At 65.2% G+C, this 17,626-nt stretch carries 16 protein-coding genes; 12 read left to right on the top strand and 4 right to left on the bottom strand.

The genetic code is table 11. The annotated features are described in order from the left end of the window. Window positions 1–7 precede the first annotated feature (7 nt). Genes NKJ80_RS25825 through NKJ80_RS25815 form a run of 3 tightly spaced genes read left to right on the top strand, consistent with a single transcriptional unit; the run spans window position 8 to window position 3,437 of the window. On the top strand, window positions 8–1,507 hold the full coding sequence (locus tag NKJ80_RS25825; protein ID WP_352498559.1) for a sugar ABC transporter ATP-binding protein: 1,500 nt from the start codon (window positions 8–10) through the stop codon (window positions 1,505–1,507). Beyond that, complete coding sequence (locus NKJ80_RS25820; protein ID WP_023686801.1) at window positions 1,504–2,469, top strand: ABC transporter permease; 966 nt, start codon at window positions 1,504–1,506, stop codon at window positions 2,467–2,469. The genes NKJ80_RS25825 and NKJ80_RS25820 overlap by 4 nt, the downstream gene beginning before the upstream one ends. After that, the gene (locus NKJ80_RS25815; RefSeq protein WP_023695084.1) at window positions 2,466–3,437 is read left to right on the top strand and encodes an ABC transporter permease; all 972 of its coding nucleotides are present in this window, start codon (window positions 2,466–2,468) and stop codon (window positions 3,435–3,437) included. Before NKJ80_RS25820 ends, NKJ80_RS25815 begins: the two co-directional genes overlap by 4 nt. Here the strand turns inward: NKJ80_RS25815 and NKJ80_RS25810 are convergent. Next, the gene (locus tag NKJ80_RS25810) at window positions 3,411–4,352 is read right to left on the bottom strand and encodes an amidohydrolase family protein (RefSeq protein ID WP_023735735.1); all 942 of its coding nucleotides are present in this window, start codon (window positions 4,350–4,352) and stop codon (window positions 3,411–3,413) included. The two genes, NKJ80_RS25815 and NKJ80_RS25810, sit on opposite strands and share 27 nt — an antisense overlap. Before the next feature lie 71 nt (window positions 4,353–4,423). Between NKJ80_RS25810 and NKJ80_RS25805 the strand changes: the two genes are divergently transcribed. From NKJ80_RS25805 to NKJ80_RS25790, 4 genes are read left to right on the top strand one after another with little or no spacing between them, the layout of a single operon-like run. Next, a complete protein-coding gene (locus NKJ80_RS25805) occupies window positions 4,424–5,749 on the top strand; it encodes an alanine racemase (protein WP_352498558.1) in 1,326 nt (441 codons plus the stop codon). A 38-nt stretch (window positions 5,750–5,787) separates the two neighbouring features. Beyond that, window positions 5,788–6,132 carry a RidA family protein gene (locus NKJ80_RS25800; RefSeq protein ID WP_023686804.1) on the top strand — a complete coding sequence of 115 codons (345 nt, stop codon included), beginning with the start codon at window positions 5,788–5,790 and terminating at the stop codon, window positions 6,130–6,132. A 2-nt stretch (window positions 6,133–6,134) separates the two neighbouring features. Next, a complete protein-coding gene (locus tag NKJ80_RS25795; protein ID WP_023686805.1) occupies window positions 6,135–7,145 on the top strand; it encodes a succinylglutamate desuccinylase/aspartoacylase family protein in 1,011 nt (336 codons plus the stop codon). 21 nt (window positions 7,146–7,166) lie between these two features. After that, a complete protein-coding gene (locus NKJ80_RS25790) occupies window positions 7,167–8,348 on the top strand; it encodes a hypothetical protein (protein ID WP_023807587.1) in 1,182 nt (393 codons plus the stop codon). Between the two features lie 75 nt (window positions 8,349–8,423). Here NKJ80_RS25790 and NKJ80_RS25785 read toward each other — a convergent pair whose 3' ends face one another. The 3 genes from NKJ80_RS25785 to NKJ80_RS25775 are packed head-to-tail and all read right to left on the bottom strand — an operon-like array spanning window position 8,424 to window position 11,588. Then, window positions 8,424–9,275 carry a TIGR01459 family HAD-type hydrolase gene (locus NKJ80_RS25785; RefSeq protein WP_023701283.1) on the bottom strand — a complete coding sequence of 284 codons (852 nt, stop codon included), beginning with the start codon at window positions 9,273–9,275 and terminating at the stop codon, window positions 8,424–8,426. Beyond that, entirely contained in the window at window positions 9,272–10,561 is a 1,290-nt protein-coding gene (locus NKJ80_RS25780; RefSeq protein WP_031199271.1) for an FGGY-family carbohydrate kinase, read from the bottom strand. The genes NKJ80_RS25785 and NKJ80_RS25780 overlap by 4 nt, the downstream gene beginning before the upstream one ends. Then, window positions 10,545–11,588 (bottom strand): class II aldolase/adducin family protein, encoded by a 1,044-nt coding sequence (locus NKJ80_RS25775; protein WP_352498557.1) that lies wholly within the window; start codon window positions 11,586–11,588, stop codon window positions 10,545–10,547. Before NKJ80_RS25775 ends, NKJ80_RS25780 begins: the two co-directional genes overlap by 17 nt. A gap of 193 nt (window positions 11,589–11,781) precedes the next feature. Here NKJ80_RS25775 and NKJ80_RS25770 point away from each other — a divergent pair, with 193 nt between their 5' ends. The 5 genes from NKJ80_RS25770 to NKJ80_RS25750 all read left to right on the top strand — a co-directional run bounded on the left by NKJ80_RS25770 (window position 11,782) and on the right by NKJ80_RS25750 (window position 17,485). Further along, a complete protein-coding gene (locus tag NKJ80_RS25770; protein WP_023701285.1) occupies window positions 11,782–12,564 on the top strand; it encodes a DeoR/GlpR family DNA-binding transcription regulator in 783 nt (260 codons plus the stop codon). Beyond that, complete coding sequence (locus tag NKJ80_RS25765; protein WP_352498556.1) at window positions 12,561–13,940, top strand: FGGY-family carbohydrate kinase; 1,380 nt, start codon at window positions 12,561–12,563, stop codon at window positions 13,938–13,940. The genes NKJ80_RS25770 and NKJ80_RS25765 overlap by 4 nt, the downstream gene beginning before the upstream one ends. 44 nt (window positions 13,941–13,984) lie before the next feature. Beyond that, on the top strand, window positions 13,985–15,481 hold the full coding sequence (locus NKJ80_RS25760) for a sugar ABC transporter ATP-binding protein (RefSeq protein ID WP_352498600.1): 1,497 nt from the start codon (window positions 13,985–13,987) through the stop codon (window positions 15,479–15,481). Next, on the top strand, window positions 15,478–16,470 hold the full coding sequence (locus NKJ80_RS25755; RefSeq protein ID WP_023704479.1) for an ABC transporter permease subunit: 993 nt from the start codon (window positions 15,478–15,480) through the stop codon (window positions 16,468–16,470). The genes NKJ80_RS25760 and NKJ80_RS25755 overlap by 4 nt, the downstream gene beginning before the upstream one ends. A 76-nt stretch (window positions 16,471–16,546) precedes the next feature. Continuing rightward, entirely contained in the window at window positions 16,547–17,485 is a 939-nt protein-coding gene (locus NKJ80_RS25750) for an ABC transporter substrate-binding protein (RefSeq protein WP_352498555.1), read from the top strand. Window positions 17,486–17,626 lie beyond the last annotated feature (141 nt).

Here is a 17,626-nt window from a genome sequence, read left to right as displayed (position 1 = left end):
GACAACCATGGCTCCGCTGCTCGCGGCGCGCGGGGTGTCGAAGTCTTTCTTCGGCAACCCCGTCCTGCGCGACGTTTCAATCGCTCTCCAGCCGGGCCGCGTGCATGCGGTGCTCGGCGAGAACGGCGCCGGAAAGTCGACCTTGATCAACCTTTTGTCCGGCGCCTTGAGACCGGATGGCGGGACGATCGAGGTCGATGGACGCGCGGTCTCACGCATGACGCCAGCTGTTGCGCGGCAGGCCGGCATCGCCGTCGTCCAGCAGGAACTCAGCCTGACGGCCAGTCTTTCCATCGCCGAAAATGTTGGTCTCGGCGCCTATCCCAAACGGTTCGGCCTGATCGACTACCGCGAACTCGCTGCGCGGGCGAGGGCCGCATGCGAACTTGTCGGGCTGCACGAGCCGCTGTCGACGCCGGTCGGGAATCTGTCGCTCGGCCGCCGCCAAATGGTGGAGATCGCCAAGGCGCTCTACCGCCGGCCGCGCGTGCTCATTCTCGACGAACCGACATCGTCGCTATCGGCAACCGAAACCAAAATCCTCACCGATCTGCTGCAGCGGTTGCGCGGCGAAGGCATCGCCATTCTCTACATCTCGCACCGACTGAACGAAGTCATGGCGCTGTGCCAGCACGTCACCGTGCTGAAGGACGGCACCTGCACGGCCGACCGCACCCTGGAAGGCACCGACGCCGCCGGGTTGGTTCGGCTGATGGTCGGCCGCGATCCCGGTGATCTTTTTCCGCAATGGCAGCCTTCCAGTTTGCTTGCCGACGCTATCTCCGTCCGAAATCTTTCGGCCGGCCTGATGCGCGACGTCGATCTGGATATCAAAACGGGCGAAGTGCTTGGCATTGGCGGCCTGGTCGGGCAAGGGCAGGAAGATCTGCTGCTCGGTCTCTACGGCGCCATTCCGGCACGGACGGCGTCGGCGACCGTCAACGGCGCCTCCGGCCTGCCCGGCGGCGTGCCGAAAGCCAACGCGCTGGGGCTGGCCTATGTGCCCGCGGATCGCAAGCGCGAGGGCCTGCACCTGATCCATCCCATCATCACCAACATGATGCTGCCCGCCTTTGCCAGGCTGCCGGCGCTGAAGCTGCGCAGCCGCCGCGCAGAGCGCGAGACGGCCAAAAGCCTTGCCGCCCAACTCGGCATCAAGGGTCACCTCGGCCGGGCGGCGCAGGCTCTATCGGGCGGCAACCAGCAGAAGGTGGCGCTGGCGAAATGGATGCCGCACGACCCGTTGGTGCTTCTGCTCAACGATCCGACGCGCGGCGTCGACGTCGAAACCAAGCGTGAGATCTACATGATGCTTCGCAATTTCGCCGCCGCCGGCAAGGCGGTCGTGCTGCTCAGTTCCGACACGCCCGAACTCGTGCACCTTTGCGACCGTGTAGCCATCGTCCGCGAAGGCCGCATCGTCGCCATGCTGGCGCGTGGAGCGCTGAGCGAGGAAGCCATCGTCTCCGCGGCGATGGGCGCCGAACAGCGGAAGGTTGCGGCATGAACACATCTTCCTCCGCCCGGCAGACCGGCGCGCTCTACTGGCCGGTGCAACTGCGTCGCAATGTCGGCGTGCGCAGCCTGTTTGCCGTCGTCCTGGTGTTTCTCATCGCCTATGGCGTCCTCTTTCCGGGTCTGTTCACGGCGTCCGGCTTCGCCAAATTCACGCAGAGCTGGTTTCCATTGGCTCTGGTCGCGATGGCGCAGGCGATCCTGATGCTCACCGGCGGCATCAGCCTGGCCATCGGCGCGACGGTCAGCTTGGGCGCGGTCATCGCCGCGACGACGATGGCCGGGCCGCTGGGCGTCGCCGGGGGCACTGCCGCGGTGGCGCTGACGGGCCTCGGCATCGGGGCGGCGACCGGCTTCATCGTGGTACGGCTTCGGCTGCCGGCCATCGTGGTGACGCTTGCCGGGTCGTTCATCATCGGCGGCGCCGCACTGCTGATCCTGCCGCGGCCCGGCGGCGCAATCCCGGCGTGGCTGTCCGACCTGCTTGCCGGCAACACACCGGCGGCATTCGTGCTGCTGGTGCTCATCGTTCTCCTGTGGAAGCTCTATCTCGCCACGCCGCTTGGCTTGAGCCTCTATGCCGCCGGCGAGAATCCGGTCGGCGCCTATCGCTCCGGCGTGCCGGTCGACGGCGCGCGCATTGCGGCCTATGCGATCAGCGGTCTGCTCTCCACCGGCGCCGGCTTGTTCGTCGCCGCACAGACCGGTTCGGGCGACCCGGTCATCGGCGCCGCCTTTACCCTGAACTCGATTGCCGCTGCGGTGCTCGGCGGCATCGGCTTCCTCGGCGGCCAGGGCACGATGCGCGGCGCGCTTGCCGGCAGCCTGCTGCTCAGCCTGATGATCAGCGTCATGTTCTTCCTCGGCTTCACGCCGGTCGCACAATATGTGGCCCAGGGCCTGATCATCATCGGCGCGGTCGCCATCCCGCAATTCCGCAAGGCACAGCAATGACAGCATGGAATGACAGCGCGGGCGGCAAACGCGCCCTGACGGTCCTGCGCAGCCGGCCGTTTCTCACCGTTGCCATCGTTGCCGCGGTCTGGATCGTGGCGAGCTTCGTTTCGCGCGGCTTCGGCGCTTATGGCCATCTGCGCTATCTGGTGGAGCTCGGCGCCGTCATCGGCCTGGTTGCCGCGGGCCAGACTTTTGTGGTGATCGCCGGCGGCATCGACCTTTCCGTCGCGGCCATCGTCACGGTCAGCGCCGTCAGCCTGCCGCTGCTGTCGTGGCAGGTGGATCCGACCGGCATCACCGCCATTCTTGCCGTTCTGGTGCTGACCACGGCAATCGGCCTGGTCAACGGGCTCGGCGTCGCTTTGCTGCGCGTCCACCCGATGATCATGACATTGGCCATGGCGACATTCTTGCAGGGTCTGTTGATCATCATCGCCGGCGGCAGCGCCGTGACCGCCGAGAACCCGCTGGTCCACTGGCTCGGCAATGGCCGGCCGGCCGGCATTCCCGCTGGCGTATTGTTGTGGGTGGTCGTCTCGGCGATCGTGCTGACCACGATGCATGCGACATCGCTCGGCGCCCGGATTTTTGCCATGGGCGCCAACCCGCTTGCCGCGGCGCTGTCCGGTGTTCCGGTCACGTCCACGACGCTTGCGGTCTACGGCATCAGCGGCTTCTGCTCGGGACTTGCCGGCGTGCTCGTGTTGGGCATGAACGGACAGGGCTATGTCGGCATCGGCGATCCCTATCTGCTCGCCTCGATTGCCGCCGTGGTCCTCGGTGGCACCTCGATCCTCGGCGGGCTTGGCACCTATGCCGGCACCATCCCCGGCGCCATCCTGCTGGTCACCATCACCGCGCTGATCACCGTCGTCAACGCATCGCCCGGCTGGCGCAGCATCCTGTTCGGCTCGCTGATCCTCGGCCTGCTGCTGCTCTCAGGCCGGGAGCAGGCGCGCCGATGACACATCGTCGAGCCGATAGATGCGCCTTGCGTTGCCGAAGAACAGCGCCGTCTGCTCGTCGGCGGAAAAGTCCGCTGTGATGGTTTTGAAGCCGTCATATATGTCATCGAACGAGGCATGCAGGCCGGCGACCGGAAAGTCGCTGCCGAACATGGCGCGACCGGTGCCGAAACAATCGATGCAATGCAGGACGACGGGCTTCAGGCTGTCGAGCGTCCAGTCATGATCGTAGGCGACCAGATCCGATATTTTGATGGCGACGTTGTCGCATTGCGACAGAAGCCGCAGCCCGTCGCGCCACACCTGCATGCCATCGGCGTCGCGGTCGATCGGGCTACCGCAATGGTTGAGCACGAATTGCTGATCGGGGAAGGCCCTGGCAAGCAGCCCCGCGTCGGCGAGCTGGCGCGGAAACACCATCATGTCGAAGGCCAGCCGATGCTGGCCAAGCAAGGCAAGCCCGGCGCGCCAGGCCGGATCGTCCATGATGCCGTCACGGGCCGCAAAACGGCGGGCAGGGTCGGGATCCCAGCTCAATATGTCGCGCACGCCGGCGACACGCTCGAACGCGGCTTGCGCTTCGATCAGCGCCGGCGCCTGGCGATCGGCGAGCGGCACGTGAACGACATAGCGGGCGGCGACGCCGCGCGATTTGTCGAGTGTTTCAAGCCAGCGCGTTTCTCCGATGCAGTCGCCACTCGCCCAGCCGGCTTCGACATGGACGGTGGCGATGACATTATGCCCTATGGCATCGCGCGCATAATCCCCGGGCAGATAGTTCCGCCGCAAGGGGCCAAGCTCGCCGAGGCCGCCGCGCTCGCTGGCCGTGGCGGCGAGCCAGGGATGCCGTCCCAGTCTGAGATCCCAAAGATGATGATGGGCGTCGATGATCGGTCCGGCGTAAGGTTCTGGCACGTATCTCTCTCAGGCTGTGACCGGCGATCGATCCTGGCTTCGTTCTGCGACGGTAAAAGGGTTAGCATCGCATGACTGAAAACTCACCGGTTCCAGCCCTTTCGGTGCGCGAAAATTTTCGGCTCGACGACCGCATCCGCGGCGTGCCTCCCGGCACAACCGGGCTGGACAGCAGCCTTGTCGCGGCCGAGCACTGGCATCCGGCCGATGGACGCATGGCGCTTCCGGTGCTGACCCTCGACGAGGCGGCCTTCTCCGCCAATCGCGACCTGTTCCTGCGCTATGCGCGCGAACACAATGTTGCGATCGCTCCGCATGCCAAGACGCCGATGGCGCGCGATCTTACCCGGTCGCTGGTCGAGGCCGGCGCATGGGGCACGACGGTCGCCGACATCAGGCAAGCGACAGTGATGCTGAAGGCCGGCTTGACACGGCTGATCATCGCCAATGAGGTTGGAGGAGCCGGCGGCGCCAACCGGCTGGCCGTGCTTGCTGGTGCCTGGCCGGATGCCGAGCTCTATGTCTTTGCCGACTCGGTCGACGCCGTGAACGCGCTTGCCGAGGCTTGGCGCGCCAATGCGGCGCTGCCGCCGCTGCGCGTGCTGGTCGAACTTGGTGCGGGCAGGGCGGGCGCCCGCACCACCGCGCAAGCCGAGGCCATCGCCGATGCGATCACGGCTGCCGGCGGGCGGCTGCTGATCGCCGGCGTTGCGACCTATGAAGGGGCGGCGGCGCAACCCGAGCCCGGTCGCACCGATGAGGTGATATCCGGCCTGCTGGCAATGACCGCCGACATGTTCCTGCGGCTGCGTGCCCGCGTCGGCGGCGACGCACCGCTGATCGTCACAGCCGGCGGCTCCGCCTTCTTCGACCAGGTGGTCGCGGCGCTTGCACCCCTCGTTTCCAGCGACGGCAACGCAACGCTGGTGCTGCGCAGCGGCGCCATCTTCTTCCACGACCACGGCACCTATGACCGTTCGCTCGGCGCCCTCGATGCCCGCAAAGGTTTTGCCATAGGCGGCATCAGCGCTTCGGCGCGGCATTCCTTTCGCCCTGCGCTACGCCTTTGGGCCGAAGTGCTGTCGCGTCCGGAGCCGGGCCTTGTCATCTGCGGCATGGGCATGCGCGACGTGTCGTTCGACCAGGGCTTTCCAACGCCGCTCACCGTCTTTCGTGCCTGCAAGCCGCTGCCGATGCCGGCGGCGCGCGCCGAGGTGGTCAAGCTCAACGACCAGCATTCCTTCCTGTCGATTGCACCGAGCGACGACGTGGCCGTCGGCGACGTCGTCGAATTCGGCATCTCGCATCCCTGCACCTGCCTCGACCGTTATCGCGTGATCTTCGGCGTCGACGCGACCGGCCACGTCCGCCACGCTTTCCCCACCTGGTTCGGCTGACCAGATCCCCCAAAAAGAGAACCTCGAAAGGATCCGATATGATCAAGTATTTTCAGTCCGGCTCGCGCATGTCGCAGGCAGTCGTCTATGGCGGCCTCGTTCACATAGCCGGCCAAGTGGCCAACGATCGCAAGGCCGGCATCGAAGGCCAGACCAGCGACGTGCTTGCCAAAGTCGAGGCGCTGCTGGTCGAGGTCGGCAGCAGCAAGTCGAAGTTGGTGGCGGTCAACATCTTCCTGCCGCAGATCGGTGATTTCGAGGCCATGAACAGCATCTACGATGCCTGGATCGATCCTGCCCGCCTGCCGGCGCGGGCCTGCGTCGAGGCGCGGCTTGCCGACCCTGATCTGCGCATCGAAATCACCGCGGTCGCGGCGGTCTGACCATGCACACCGGCCTCGCCCACACGCTCGATTTCGACCGCGACGGCAAGACGCTCAGCCATCTAAGCATTCCGTTCTCGATCGATCGCTCGCCCTACTTTCAGGTCAAGGTGCCGATCTGCCTCATCCGCAATGGCGACGGCCCGTCACTGCTTTTGATGGCCGGCAATCACGGCGACGAATATGAGGGCGAGCTGTCGCTGGCAAAACTGGCGCGCCGGCTCGATCCGAAGCGGATCAAGGGCCGCATCACCATCATGCCGATGGCCAACGCCCCTGCGGTGATGGCCGCCAAGCGCTGCTCGCCGCTCGACGGCGGCAATCTCAACCGGGCGTTTCCCGGCGATCCCTCGGGAACGCCGACAAGCCGGCTCGCCAATTTCCTTGAGACGGAGCTGTTTCCTCGTCACGACGTCGTCTTCGATATCCATTCGGGCGGCACGTCGATGGAGCATCTGCCGACCGCGCTGGTCGAACGCAACGCCGATCCCGAGCGCCACCGGCGTGGCGTCGAGCTGATGCGCACGCTCGGCATGCCCTACGGCTTTATCGCTGACAACGGCCAGGCCTCGCCAACCTCGATGGGCGCAGCGCGCCGCGCCGGCGCCGTCGGCGTCAGCGGTGAGTTCGGCGGCGGTGGCACCGCAACGGTCGATTCGATGGCGATCACGGCCCGCGCGCTCGACCGTCTGATGATAGCAATGGGTGTGGTCGACGCGCCGGTTCTTGGCGCGGGCGAAAAGCCTTCGGCGCCGACAAGGCTGCTGTCCCTGTCCAGGCACAGCCAGGGCCTCTATGCCACCCGCCGCGGCTGGTTCGAGCCCGCCGCTAGGCTCGGCGACAGTGTCACTTCAGGACAATTGGCCGGCTGGTACCACGATCTCGAGCGGCTCGATGTTGCCGAGGAGGCCCTGCATTTCGCCGAAAGCGGCTTGGTGCTGTCGCGCCGGCTGCACACGATGTGTGAGGCGGGCGACTGCCTAATGCAGGTCGCAGAGCCGGTCGACGGCTGAGCCAAAGGCAGAGGATATTCCATGCAGCAACTGTCCATGTGGACCTATCCCTGGGACATCCAGGATCTCGGCCTGGAGACGGTCGAACGTGATCTTGTCGAGCGCGCCGGGCTCAACATGATCAGCCTGGCGACATCCTATCATGCCGGGCGCTTCCTGCAGCCGCGCAGCCCGCGCCGCAAGGCCTATTTCCCTGAGGACGGCACCATCTATTTCAAGCCGACCGCTGCGCGCTGGGGAAGTCTAGCCATCCAGCCCAAGGTGGCTGACGTGATCACTGAGGGCGGCGACGTGCTCGGTCAGCTCATCCGCCGTCGCGACGCGGGCGGACTAGGAGTTTCGTGCTGGACGGTCTGCCTGCACAACACCCGCCTGGGCATGCTGCATCCGCAGGCCGTCACCCGCAACGCCTTCGGCGATGCCAATTACTACAATCTCTGCCCCTCCCATCCCGATGCGCGCGCCTATGTCCGCGCGCTGATCGCCGACATCTCGCACAGCTACCGGCCGGACCGGATAGAACTTGAAAGCCCGTCCTTCATGGGCTTTGCCCATGAATACCATCACGAGAAGGACGGTGTCGGGCTGACGCCGGAAGACGATTTTCTTTTGTCTCTGTGCTTCTGTCCGTCCTGCGTCGCCCGTGCGGCAAAAGCCGGCATCGATGCCGAGGCGGCGCGCAAGCTCACCAGGCAATGGATCGTCGAGACCTGCGAGCGTGCGATGCCTGAGCGGCGCTTTCCCGATTTTCCCGCCTGCGGCATCGACGCCTTTGCCCCCTGGCCGGAGCTCCATGCCTATCTCTTGTGGCGATTCGAGCCAGTGACCAGCCTGGTCGCCGAACTGCGCGAGGTAGCCGATCCCACGACGCGGGTCGTTATTATCGATCTGAAAGACGGCTGGCTTGGCGGTTGCGATCTGGCAGCGCTGGGCAAGGTCTGCGACGGGGCGATCCTGTGCGCCTACGACATGCAGGCCGGCGATGTCGCCAGCCTGATGGCGGCCGGCCGTGCGGCACTGGGCGCGGACAAATTCCTCGGCGCCGGCTACCGGCTGTTCTATCCGGAAATGGCCCGCCCCGACATTCTTGCGGCCAAGGTGAAGCCAGCGCTGGCGCCCGGTGTCGACGGCATCAATTTCTACAATTACGGCCTCATTCCAGCCGCGCGGCTCGACTGGATCCGCGCTGTTCGGCAGCCTTGAGCCAGCCGGCCAATGCTCGCCGGCCACGAGGCGTTGAGGCCGGATTCGGGCGCGAGCGCTGCGGGGTGAATCAAATCAGCGAAACCTGAAGCCATCCATGGTGTAATCCGGGTATGCGTCCATCGTGTCGAACAGGTCGAACAGGTCAGGTGTGTCCGCCAATATTCCTGACAGAACCAGCACCGTGGCCACGCCGGCAGCAAGTCCGCCAGCGATGTCGTGTTCGACACTGTCGCCGACGCAGACCACAGTGCCGCGGTCTGGATTGCCTGCCAGCGCTAGTGCGGCGCCGAATATAGTGGGGTAAGGCTTGCCGATACGCGTGACGCTACCACCGAGGTCCTCGTAGAGATCCGCCAGCCGGCCGGCACCGAAGCGCGGCCCCACTGCCGTCAGCATGATCTTGTCAGGGTTGGTGCAGAAGCATGGCACCTGCCGCACCGCAGCCGGCGCAAGAAGTCGGCGATAGTGCTCAAGATCATAGCGGTCGCCCTCGCTGGCCGAAATCAGCACCAGCCCGGCATCGTCACCGTCCTTAGTCAATGCGAACGGCAGACCTTCGATCGCCGAGCGGTCATCGTCGCGGCTTATCAACAGGCATTTCGTGTTTGGCAGTAGCTTTCCGGATACCGCCATGTCGTGGAAGAACTCCCACGCGACCTCGCCGGAAGAAACAAAATGGTCCCAGCTTCCCGGTTCGAAGCCGAGCTTTAGCAGCCGGCTCTCGTTAGGCCCCGCCCGCTTGCCGGAGTTCGAGATCAGCACAATGGTCTTGCCGGCGCGCTTCAGCGCCGACAGTGCTTCCACTGCCCCTGGATAGGGGCTGGCGCCGTCATGCAGCACGCCGAACTGATCGAGCAGGAAAAAATCATAGCGCTCGGCCAGCTGGTTGACGCCGTTGAGGTGTTCGACTGTTTTCGCGCTCATAGAAGCCCCGCCGCGCTTGCGCCCATCAGCGCCAGCCGCGCTGTGCCGGCGGCGGCTTCGTCCGAAAGCGCCGGCAGGAAATCAACACCAAGTCTGCGCTGCCGGATCGCCGTCCAGGCGGCATTCGCCGCACCGCCGCCGACGCTTCTGACCGACGTCAGCTGCGGAGCGCCGAGCTCGGCGAGCCTGTCATAGCCGAGCGCCTCGATCGCGGCGATACCCTCCAACATGGCTTTCAGATAGTCGGCGTCCTCCACCGGTCGCGGCACAAGACGCGGCGGCAGTGCCGGATCGGCGATCGGAAAGCGTTCGCCTGCAGTGGCAAGAGGATAGTAGTCGAGGCCGGTCTCGGTCATCGGGTCGATCGCCATGCTCAGCTCGACGATGCGCGCCAGAGGGAAATGCTGTGTCAGCACCTTGCCGCCGGAGTTCGATGCGCCGCCCGCCAGCCAGACATCTCCAAGCCGATGGCTGTAGATGCCGAAGCGTGGCGCCGAGATAGGCCGGTCGGACAGGATCTTGACGGTCAACGACGACCCCAGCGCGGTGACGCCGTCGCCCATTGCCGCGGCACCTGTCGCCAGGAACGAGGCGCAGCCATCGGTCGTTCCGGCGACGACGGCGATTTCGCGCGGTAAGCCGAACATATCCGCGGCATCCGCGGTGAGTTTGCCGACGACATCGCCCGGCCTGGCGATACCGGGCAGCAACTCCATGCGCATTTCGGTGGCCGCAATCCAGTCCGGCCAGCAGCGGGCCGTGATGTCGTAACCGGTTTTCAAGGCATTGTTCTCGTCGCTGACATCGAAGCGACCGGAGAATTGTCCCGCGATCCAGTCCGCCTGATGCAGCACCGCGGCAACACCGGGCGTGCGCTGGAACCAGAGCGCCTTGGCGAGACCGGACGTCGCCCCAAGTGCGGCACTGGTCGCTGGGGCTTCGCGAGCGATCGCGACCAGAATGGCGTTGTCGGCGACCGTATCGTTGTACATCAGCGGCTCGGCCAGCGGCCGCCCGGCGCCGTCGACCGGCAGCAACGTACCTGAAGTGCCGTCAACAGCGATCGACCGGACCGCTGTTCGGTCGATGCCCGAAAGCAGTTCCGCCAGCGCTGCGCCGACCGCTGACCACCACACTGCAGGGTCGCGGGCATTCCGGCCAAACAACTCGAGCGAAACGGCGGAACGCGCGGCAATGGAAAAATCCGGACGCATGGCGACCGCGCGCGCGCCGGACGTGCCGATGTCGATGCCTATGGCAAGCGGCGTGTCAGCGGCTGGCGGCATTGAGTTTCTGGCGATACTTCTCGGCGTCCCAGTTGACCAGTTCATCGTTCTCGGCGGCGGTGAGGTAGTTCAGCCGCGCTGCAATTTCGATGCGTGCCGTCACGTCGGCAAGGCAGCGTTGCATGGCGTCGGCGCCCGCACTGGCATCGCCGCGCATCAGCACGCCCAGCCCGGGAAACAGGATCGCCACGGGGTTTGTACCGCACCGCTCGATGACGCGCGGCACATCCTCACCGGGCTTTGCCACCACCGACCCCCGACCCAGAAAGATGACGTGATCGGGGTAGAGGCTGCCCCCGGACGCCATGCGGCGGCTTTCGGGATCGATGGCGACCGCGTGCGCCTCGATTTCCGCCGGCAGCCTGTAACCGGTTTTCCCGGCCAGCGCCGCCAATCCCGCAACATCCGGTTCCGCCACTTGGCGCGCCGGCCGCGCCAGAAGCAGCGTGACGCGGCGCAGCAGCACTTCGGCCTCGGCGACGGTATCGGCCGCGACGACCAGCCCGTGATTGGCAAGGATCAGCACGTCGACCCCAGCCTGAAGCCGCTCGGCAATACCCTGGGCAAGCGGCAGGCCTGGCCGGAAATAAGGAACATACGCCCATTTGAGACCATCAAGGCGTCTGGCGGCTTCCACCTCGCAATTGGCCTGTACCGCCAGCGAAATGGTTTCGACGCAATGGACATGCAGGACGACGCGCTGCGGCATCAGCGCGTGAACGGTGGTTTCAATCGAAGGGCGCAGGCGCCGGGCGTTGAGCGTCTCGATGGCGAAGATCTGCGGCTGGTCGGCGGCGCTGTCGCGCTGTTCGACAGCCCTGAGCAGCGGCGCCATCGCCACCGGGACCATGATGTCTTCGGAGAGCGCATCCTTCAGCCATGTGCCGGAAGCCTTGATCCACAGCGTGTCGCCGGCTTTCAGCGAGGTGTTGCCGCCGGCGGCCTGGGTCAGATTTGGATTGCGCCCGATGCTGGCCGAAAGCGCCCGCAAAGCAGCCATTTCCTGCGCATCCGCATAGCTCGCCATGGCGCATTTCCTCTATCAGCTCCGTCAGCCTCGCAGCTTCGGATACCCGTCGTGGGATGTTGATGTGTATCGCAGATGCGAGCGACTTACGTCAATAGTGATCTAATGTCATCAAAGGTTCTTGCAATCGGAAAGATGTTGAGTAAGTTACGTCAAATGCCGTGGCAAAAACGGCTCCTGGGAGGAAAAACGATTGAGCGACTCCGGCCGCCAGCGTCAGATCGTCGAGTTGCTGCGGGATCGCCCCTTCGCGTCGGTGCGCGAACTGCAGGAGCAGCTCGGCGTGTCGGCGGCGACGGTGCGGCGCGACATCGACAAGATCGACGAGGCCGGTGAAGCACGGAAGGTCTATGGTGGCATCTCGGCGCTCGACGGCGCTTCACAGGCGGGTGTTGCCTATGCCAGGCCCTATGACGAGAACCGCGACCTCGCGGTCGAGGCCAAGCGGCAGATCGCCGCTCTCGCGGCCACGATGGTGCGCGACGGCGATGCGGTCATCGTGCATGGCGGTTCGACCTGCTTCCACCTTGGGGTCAAGCTGGCTGAGCGCAGCATCCGTCTCTATACCAATTCGATGCCGCTCGCGGCCTATCTGAGCGACCACGGCCATTGCAGCCTGACCGTTGCCGGCGGCGATCTGCATCGTGAGCCGGGCATCATCCATTCACCGACCCAGGCGGAGCCGTTCTACGCATCGAAGTTCTTTCTCGGCGCGCAAGGCCTTGGCCAGGAGGGCGTGCTGGAATCGCACCCGCTGCTGGTCCGCTCCATCGCCGATCTCAGCCTGTGTGCCGACCAGATCGTGGTGCTGGCCGACAGCCGCAAACTGTCGATCCACGCCCGTAACATCGCGCTGCCCTTGTCGCGCATCGGCACGCTGGTGACCGATGACGGCCTGTCCGACGTCGACGCGCGCATGCTGGAAGACGCGGGCGTCATGGTGCGCATCGCTTCGGCTTCGGGAGCCATCCAGTGAAGATGGCCGTCCTCGATTTCGGCAAGACCAATTCGAAGCTGTTCGTCTTCGCTCAGGACGGGCGCATCGTCGACGAGCGCCGGACCCGGCCGAACTGGATGCGCAAAGATGGCTTCAGCGTGCTTGATGAGGCAGCACTTCACGATTGGGCGGTTCGCGCCGTAAGCGAGGCCTCCGACGTCCATGGCGTACAGGGCGTGATGGTGTCGGGCCATGGCTGCACCTTTGCCCTGGTCGACGAGGCGGCGCTGACGCATCCGATACTCGATTATGAGCAAGAGCCGCCGGCTGATATTGCCGCGCAAATTGATCGCCTCGTTCCGGATTTCACCGAGACCTTCTCGCCGCGATTGCCGCTCGGCTTCAACTACGGTCGCCACATGCTGTGGCTACAGGCGGTGCAACCCGGTGCATTCACGGCCGCGAAATCGATCCTCGGCTATCCACAATACTGGAGCTGGCGGTTTGGCGGCCGGGCGGTCTCGGAAGTGTCCTATCTCGGCTGCCACTCGCATTTATGGGCGCCGCGCAAGCGCGACTTCAGTTCGCTGGTCGATATTGAGGGCTGGCGCGACCGGATGCCCGCTTTCGAGCGGGCGGGCTCGGTTGTCGGCGAGCAACGCCTCGGCGACACGAAGCGGCGGATCGCCATCCACAATGGTGTCCATGACAGCAATGCCGCGCTCCATGCCTATCGCCGGCAGGAGCTTGGCCCGGTCACCGTCGTCTCGACCGGCACCTGGGTCGTCGTGCTTAATCCGGATTGCCTGCTCGACGCGCTCGATGGCCAGCGCGACATGCTGGTCAATGTCGATATCGACGGCGGCCCTGTGCCGACCATCCGCTTCATGGGCGGGCGCGAATTCGCCACGATCAGCGACGGCTGGCAAGGCGCGATCGCGCCGGCGGCAGTGCAGCGGGTGATCAACGCCGGCAGCATGGCGCTGCCGAGCTTCGCGCCGGGCGGACCAATGCCCGGCCGCGCCGGCAAATTGGTCGGCCGCATGCCAAGCGCCGAGGAACGCGCAGCCGTGGCGCTGCTCTACGTCGCGCTGATGGTCGACCTCTGCCTCGACCAGATCCATTCGGACAACACCGTGATCGTCGATGGCGGACTGAACGCTGGCGGCCTGCTCGCCGGGCTAGTGGCGCAACTGCGTCCCAGCCAGGCCTTCCTGCAAGGGGCCACACTGGAGGGCAGCGCCACCGGGGCGGCGGCGCTGGCCTTCGAGACCGTCGGCCGCGAATTTGCCGCGGAAGTGCCGGAGCCCGTGCGTGCCGCAAGCTTCACCGGACTTGCCCGATATCGCGACACATGGCGTGGCCTCATCGGCGAGCAGGGCATCCCCCGCGCGGCAGCGGGAGGCGCACGGTGATTGTCGCTGCTCAGGCCGAAGTCACGCGCCAGCCAGTGCTGGAAATGCGGCACATCTCGAAGACGTTCGGGCCAGTCCGCGCCTTGCAGGACGTGTCGCTGACCGTCCATGCCGGCGAAGTCCATGCGCTGATGGGTGAAAACGGTGCTGGCAAGTCGACTTTGATGAAGGTGCTGTCCGGCGCCTATCGGCCTGATGCCGGCGGCGAGATACTGATCGACGGCGTGCCGGTCGCCACCGGCGACCCGATCAAGGCGCGGGCTCACGGCATTGCGGTTATCTATCAGGAACTGTCGCTGGCGCCCAACCTGACGGTCGCGCAGAACATCTTCCTCGGCAATGAGCCGAGGCGTTTCGGCATCGTCGACCGCGACCAATGCTACCGGCGCAGCAATGAGATCATCAAGCGTCTCGGCGTGTCCTTCTCCGCACGGGCCCAGGTTTCCAGCCTGTCGCTCGGCGAGCGTCAGCTGGTCGAAATCGCCCGCGCGCTTTCGACCAGCGCGCGCATCATCGTCATGGACGAGCCAACCACCTCGCTGACCTCGCGCGAGACCGACCGTCTGTTCGAGGTCATCGCGACGCTGAAGTCGCAAGGCATCGCGATCATCTACATCAGCCACCGCATGGAAGAGGTCTACCAGTTGGCCGACCGTGTCAGCGTGCTGCGCGACAGCGGCTATGTCGGCACACTCGAGCGCGCCGAGCTGAACGCCTCGCGCCTCGTCTCGATGATGGTTGGCCGCGACCTGTCGGCTTTTTACAGGAAGGATCATCGCCCGCCGAACAGCAAGCGCGCGGTCGCCTTGTCGGTGCGCGGCATGGCGGACGGCAATCTCCTGAAGAACTGCTCCTTCGAACTGTACAAGGGCGAGGTGCTGGCTCTGGCTGGCCTTGTCGGCTCGGGCCGCACCGAACTCGCGCGACTGATCTTCGGTGCCGACAGACGCATCGCCGGCACGCTGGAACTCGACGGCAAGCCAGTAACCATCGGCTCGCCAAGCGAGGCACTGAATGCCGGCATCGCCTATCTCACCGAAGACCGCAAGGAACTCGGCCTGTTTCTCGACATGTCGATATCCGACAACATCAGCATGGGCGTGCTGGCCAGGGATGCGCGGCCCGGCGGCTTGCGCGATTTCAAAGCCGCCGAGAGACGTGCTGCCACGGCCGTTTCGGATCTCTCCATCCGCACCAGGTCGGTACAGGCCAATGCCGGTTCGCTGTCGGGCGGCAACCAGCAGAAAGTGTTGCTTGCCCGCCTGCTCGAGACCGAGCCGCAAGTGGTCATCCTGGATGAACCGACGCGCGGCGTCGATGTCGGAGCGAAGTCGGAAATCTACCGGCTGATCGACAATCTCGCCAAAAAGGGCATCGCCATCCTGATGATCTCCAGCGAACTGCCGGAGGTGATCGGCGTTGCCGACCGCGTGCTGGTAATGCGCGACGGCACGATTGCCGGCGAGGTTACGGCGTCCAAAGACCAGCCGCTGCGCCAGGAAGCAATCATGGAACTTGCAACGGGAGCGGCCAAGGGATGACCGACAAGGCGACCGAGATCAGTGGCCAGGCTGTCGGCAGGAGCCGGCGGTTGCGCACCGCCTTCGCCGCCCTTGGCATGCTGCCGATCCTGATCCTGCTGGCGGTCGGCTTCCAGTTGATGAACGCGCGCTTCTTCACCCAGACCAATTTGCTGATCGTCATGCAGCAATCGTCGATCAACATCGTGCTGGCAGCGGGCATGACCTTCGTCATCCTGACCGGCGGGATCGACCTGTCCGTCGGCTCGATACTTGCCGCCTCGGCGATGGTGGCGGTGATGGTGTCGCTGGTGCCCGATTGGGGACTGCTGGGCGTGCCGGCGGCCATTCTCGTCGGCCTCGGCTTCGGCGTCATCAACGGGCTGCTGATCGCCTATATCAGACTGCCGCCCTTCATCGTCACGCTGGGGTCGCTGACCGCTGTGCGCGGCGTCGCCCGCCTGCTCGGCCAGGACACCACGGTGTTCAACTCGGACCTGCCGTTCGACTTCATCGGCAACGGTTCGCTGTTCGGCATTCCGTGGCTGGTCATCATCGCCTTGTCGATCGTGGTGCTGTCCTGGCTGGTGCTCAAGCGCACCGTGCTCGGCACCTGGATCTATGCCGTTGGCGGCAATGCCGAAGCGGCGCGGCTGACCGGCATCAAGGTGCCGCTGGTGCTGCTCTTTGTCTATGGCGTTTCCGGCCTGCTGGCCGGCCTTGGCGGCGCCATGTCAGCGGCCCGGCTCTATGCGGCCAACGGGCTGCAGCTTGGGCAGTCTTACGAACTCGACGCCATTGCCGCGGTCATTCTCGGCGGCACCAGCTTCGTCGGCGGCGTCGGCTCGATCTGGGGTACGCTGATCGGTGGCCTGATCATAGCGGTGCTATCCAACGGGCTCATCTTGGCCGGTGTCTCGGACATCTGGCAGTACATCATCAAGGGATTGGTCATCATCGTGGCAGTCGCCCTCGACCGCTACAGGCTCCAGGCAGGAGCGAGAACGTGATTGACCTTGGTCGCCGGCGTAAACGACCGGTTTGTGTAACGCACCGTGAGAGGCGCGGGGCAATTGGAGGAAAGCAATGAAGACCATCGCTAAACTGCTCTGCGGCGTCGCACTCGCGGCCGCCGCCATCGCGCCCGCATCGGCCAAGGACCTCAACAAGGTCGGCATCTCGGTCGGCCTGCTCGGCAACCCCTTCTTCGTCGCCACCATCAAGGGCATCGAGGACGCAGCCAAGAAGATCAACCCAAAGGTCGAGGTAACCTCAGTGTCGGCCGACTACGACCTCAACAAGCAGGTCTCTCAGGTCGATTCCTTCATCGCCGCCGGGGTCGACGTGATCATGCTCAATGCGGTCGATGCCAAGGCGATCAGCCCGGCGGTGAAGAAGGCGCAAGCAGCGGGCATCGTCGTTGCCGCCTTCGACGTCTCGGCGCCAGGCGCCGACGTCACCGTGATGACCAACAACGTCAAGGCCGGCGAAGAGGCCTGCCAGTATCTGGTCGACCACACCGGCGGCAAGGGCGACTACGTTATCCTCAACGGCCCGGCGTCGTCGTCGATCCTGGAGCGGGTGAAGGGCTGCAAAGACGTCCTTGCAAAACACCCCGACATCAAGATCCTCTCCGACGACCAGAATGCCGAAGGCTCGCGCGACGGCGGCCTGAAGGTCTTCCAGTCGCTGCTCACCCGCTTCGACAAGATCGATGCGGTGTTTGCCATCAACGATCCGACGGCGATCGGCGCCCAGCTTGCGGCCAAGCAGCTCAATCGCTCGGAGTTCATCTTCACCGCAGTGGATGGCGCTCCCGATATCGAGAAGGAACTCGCTTCCGGCACCTCGATGATCAAGGCCTCGGCTTCGCAGGATCCCTACGTGATGGCTGGCCAGTCGCTGACGATGGCGGCTGAGCTGCTTGCCGGCAAGAAGCCGGCGGAGCCGACCGTGCTGCTCGACCCGAAGCTGATCACGGCCGAGAACCTGAAAGACTACAAGGGCTGGACCGCAGCCCGCTAAGCCTCCCAAGGCCGTTGGGGGGGGGGGGGCCCCCCCCCCCCCCCACAAAAAACAAAGCGGGGGCGGAGGGTTGGGGGGGGGGGTGTTTTTTTGGTGTGTGGGGGGGGGGGGGGGGGCGGGCGCCCGCGCCACCCCCCAGGG

It is taken from the genome of Mesorhizobium sp. M0030 (assembly GCF_040323695.1).
Classification (GTDB): domain Bacteria; phylum Pseudomonadota; class Alphaproteobacteria; order Rhizobiales; family Rhizobiaceae; genus Mesorhizobium.
Note: the sequence above shows the minus strand (reverse complement) of the source record. Positions and strands in the feature narration are given on the sequence as shown.

Coding starts and splice junctions, on each gene's coding strand:
- NKJ80_RS25825 (WP_352498559.1), top strand. CDS start 8: ATGGCTCCGCTGCTCGCGGCGCGCGGGGTGTCGAAGTCTTTCTTCGGC.
- NKJ80_RS25820 (WP_023686801.1), top strand. CDS start 1,504: ATGAACACATCTTCCTCCGCCCGGCAGACCGGCGCGCTCTACTGGCCG.
- NKJ80_RS25815 (WP_023695084.1), top strand. CDS start 2,466: ATGACAGCATGGAATGACAGCGCGGGCGGCAAACGCGCCCTGACGGTC.
- NKJ80_RS25805 (WP_352498558.1), top strand. CDS start 4,424: ATGACTGAAAACTCACCGGTTCCAGCCCTTTCGGTGCGCGAAAATTTT.
- NKJ80_RS25800 (WP_023686804.1), top strand. CDS start 5,788: ATGATCAAGTATTTTCAGTCCGGCTCGCGCATGTCGCAGGCAGTCGTC.
- NKJ80_RS25795 (WP_023686805.1), top strand. CDS start 6,135: ATGCACACCGGCCTCGCCCACACGCTCGATTTCGACCGCGACGGCAAG.
- NKJ80_RS25790 (WP_023807587.1), top strand. CDS start 7,167: ATGCAGCAACTGTCCATGTGGACCTATCCCTGGGACATCCAGGATCTC.
- NKJ80_RS25785 (WP_023701283.1), bottom strand. CDS start 9,275: ATGAGCGCGAAAACAGTCGAACACCTCAACGGCGTCAACCAGCTGGCC.
- NKJ80_RS25780 (WP_031199271.1), bottom strand. CDS start 10,561: ATGCCGCCAGCCGCTGACACGCCGCTTGCCATAGGCATCGACATCGGC.
- NKJ80_RS25775 (WP_352498557.1), bottom strand. CDS start 11,588: ATGGCGAGCTATGCGGATGCGCAGGAAATGGCTGCTTTGCGGGCGCTT.
- NKJ80_RS25760 (WP_352498600.1), top strand. CDS start 13,985: ATGCGGCACATCTCGAAGACGTTCGGGCCAGTCCGCGCCTTGCAGGAC.
- NKJ80_RS25755 (WP_023704479.1), top strand. CDS start 15,478: ATGACCGACAAGGCGACCGAGATCAGTGGCCAGGCTGTCGGCAGGAGC.
- NKJ80_RS25750 (WP_352498555.1), top strand. CDS start 16,547: ATGAAGACCATCGCTAAACTGCTCTGCGGCGTCGCACTCGCGGCCGCC.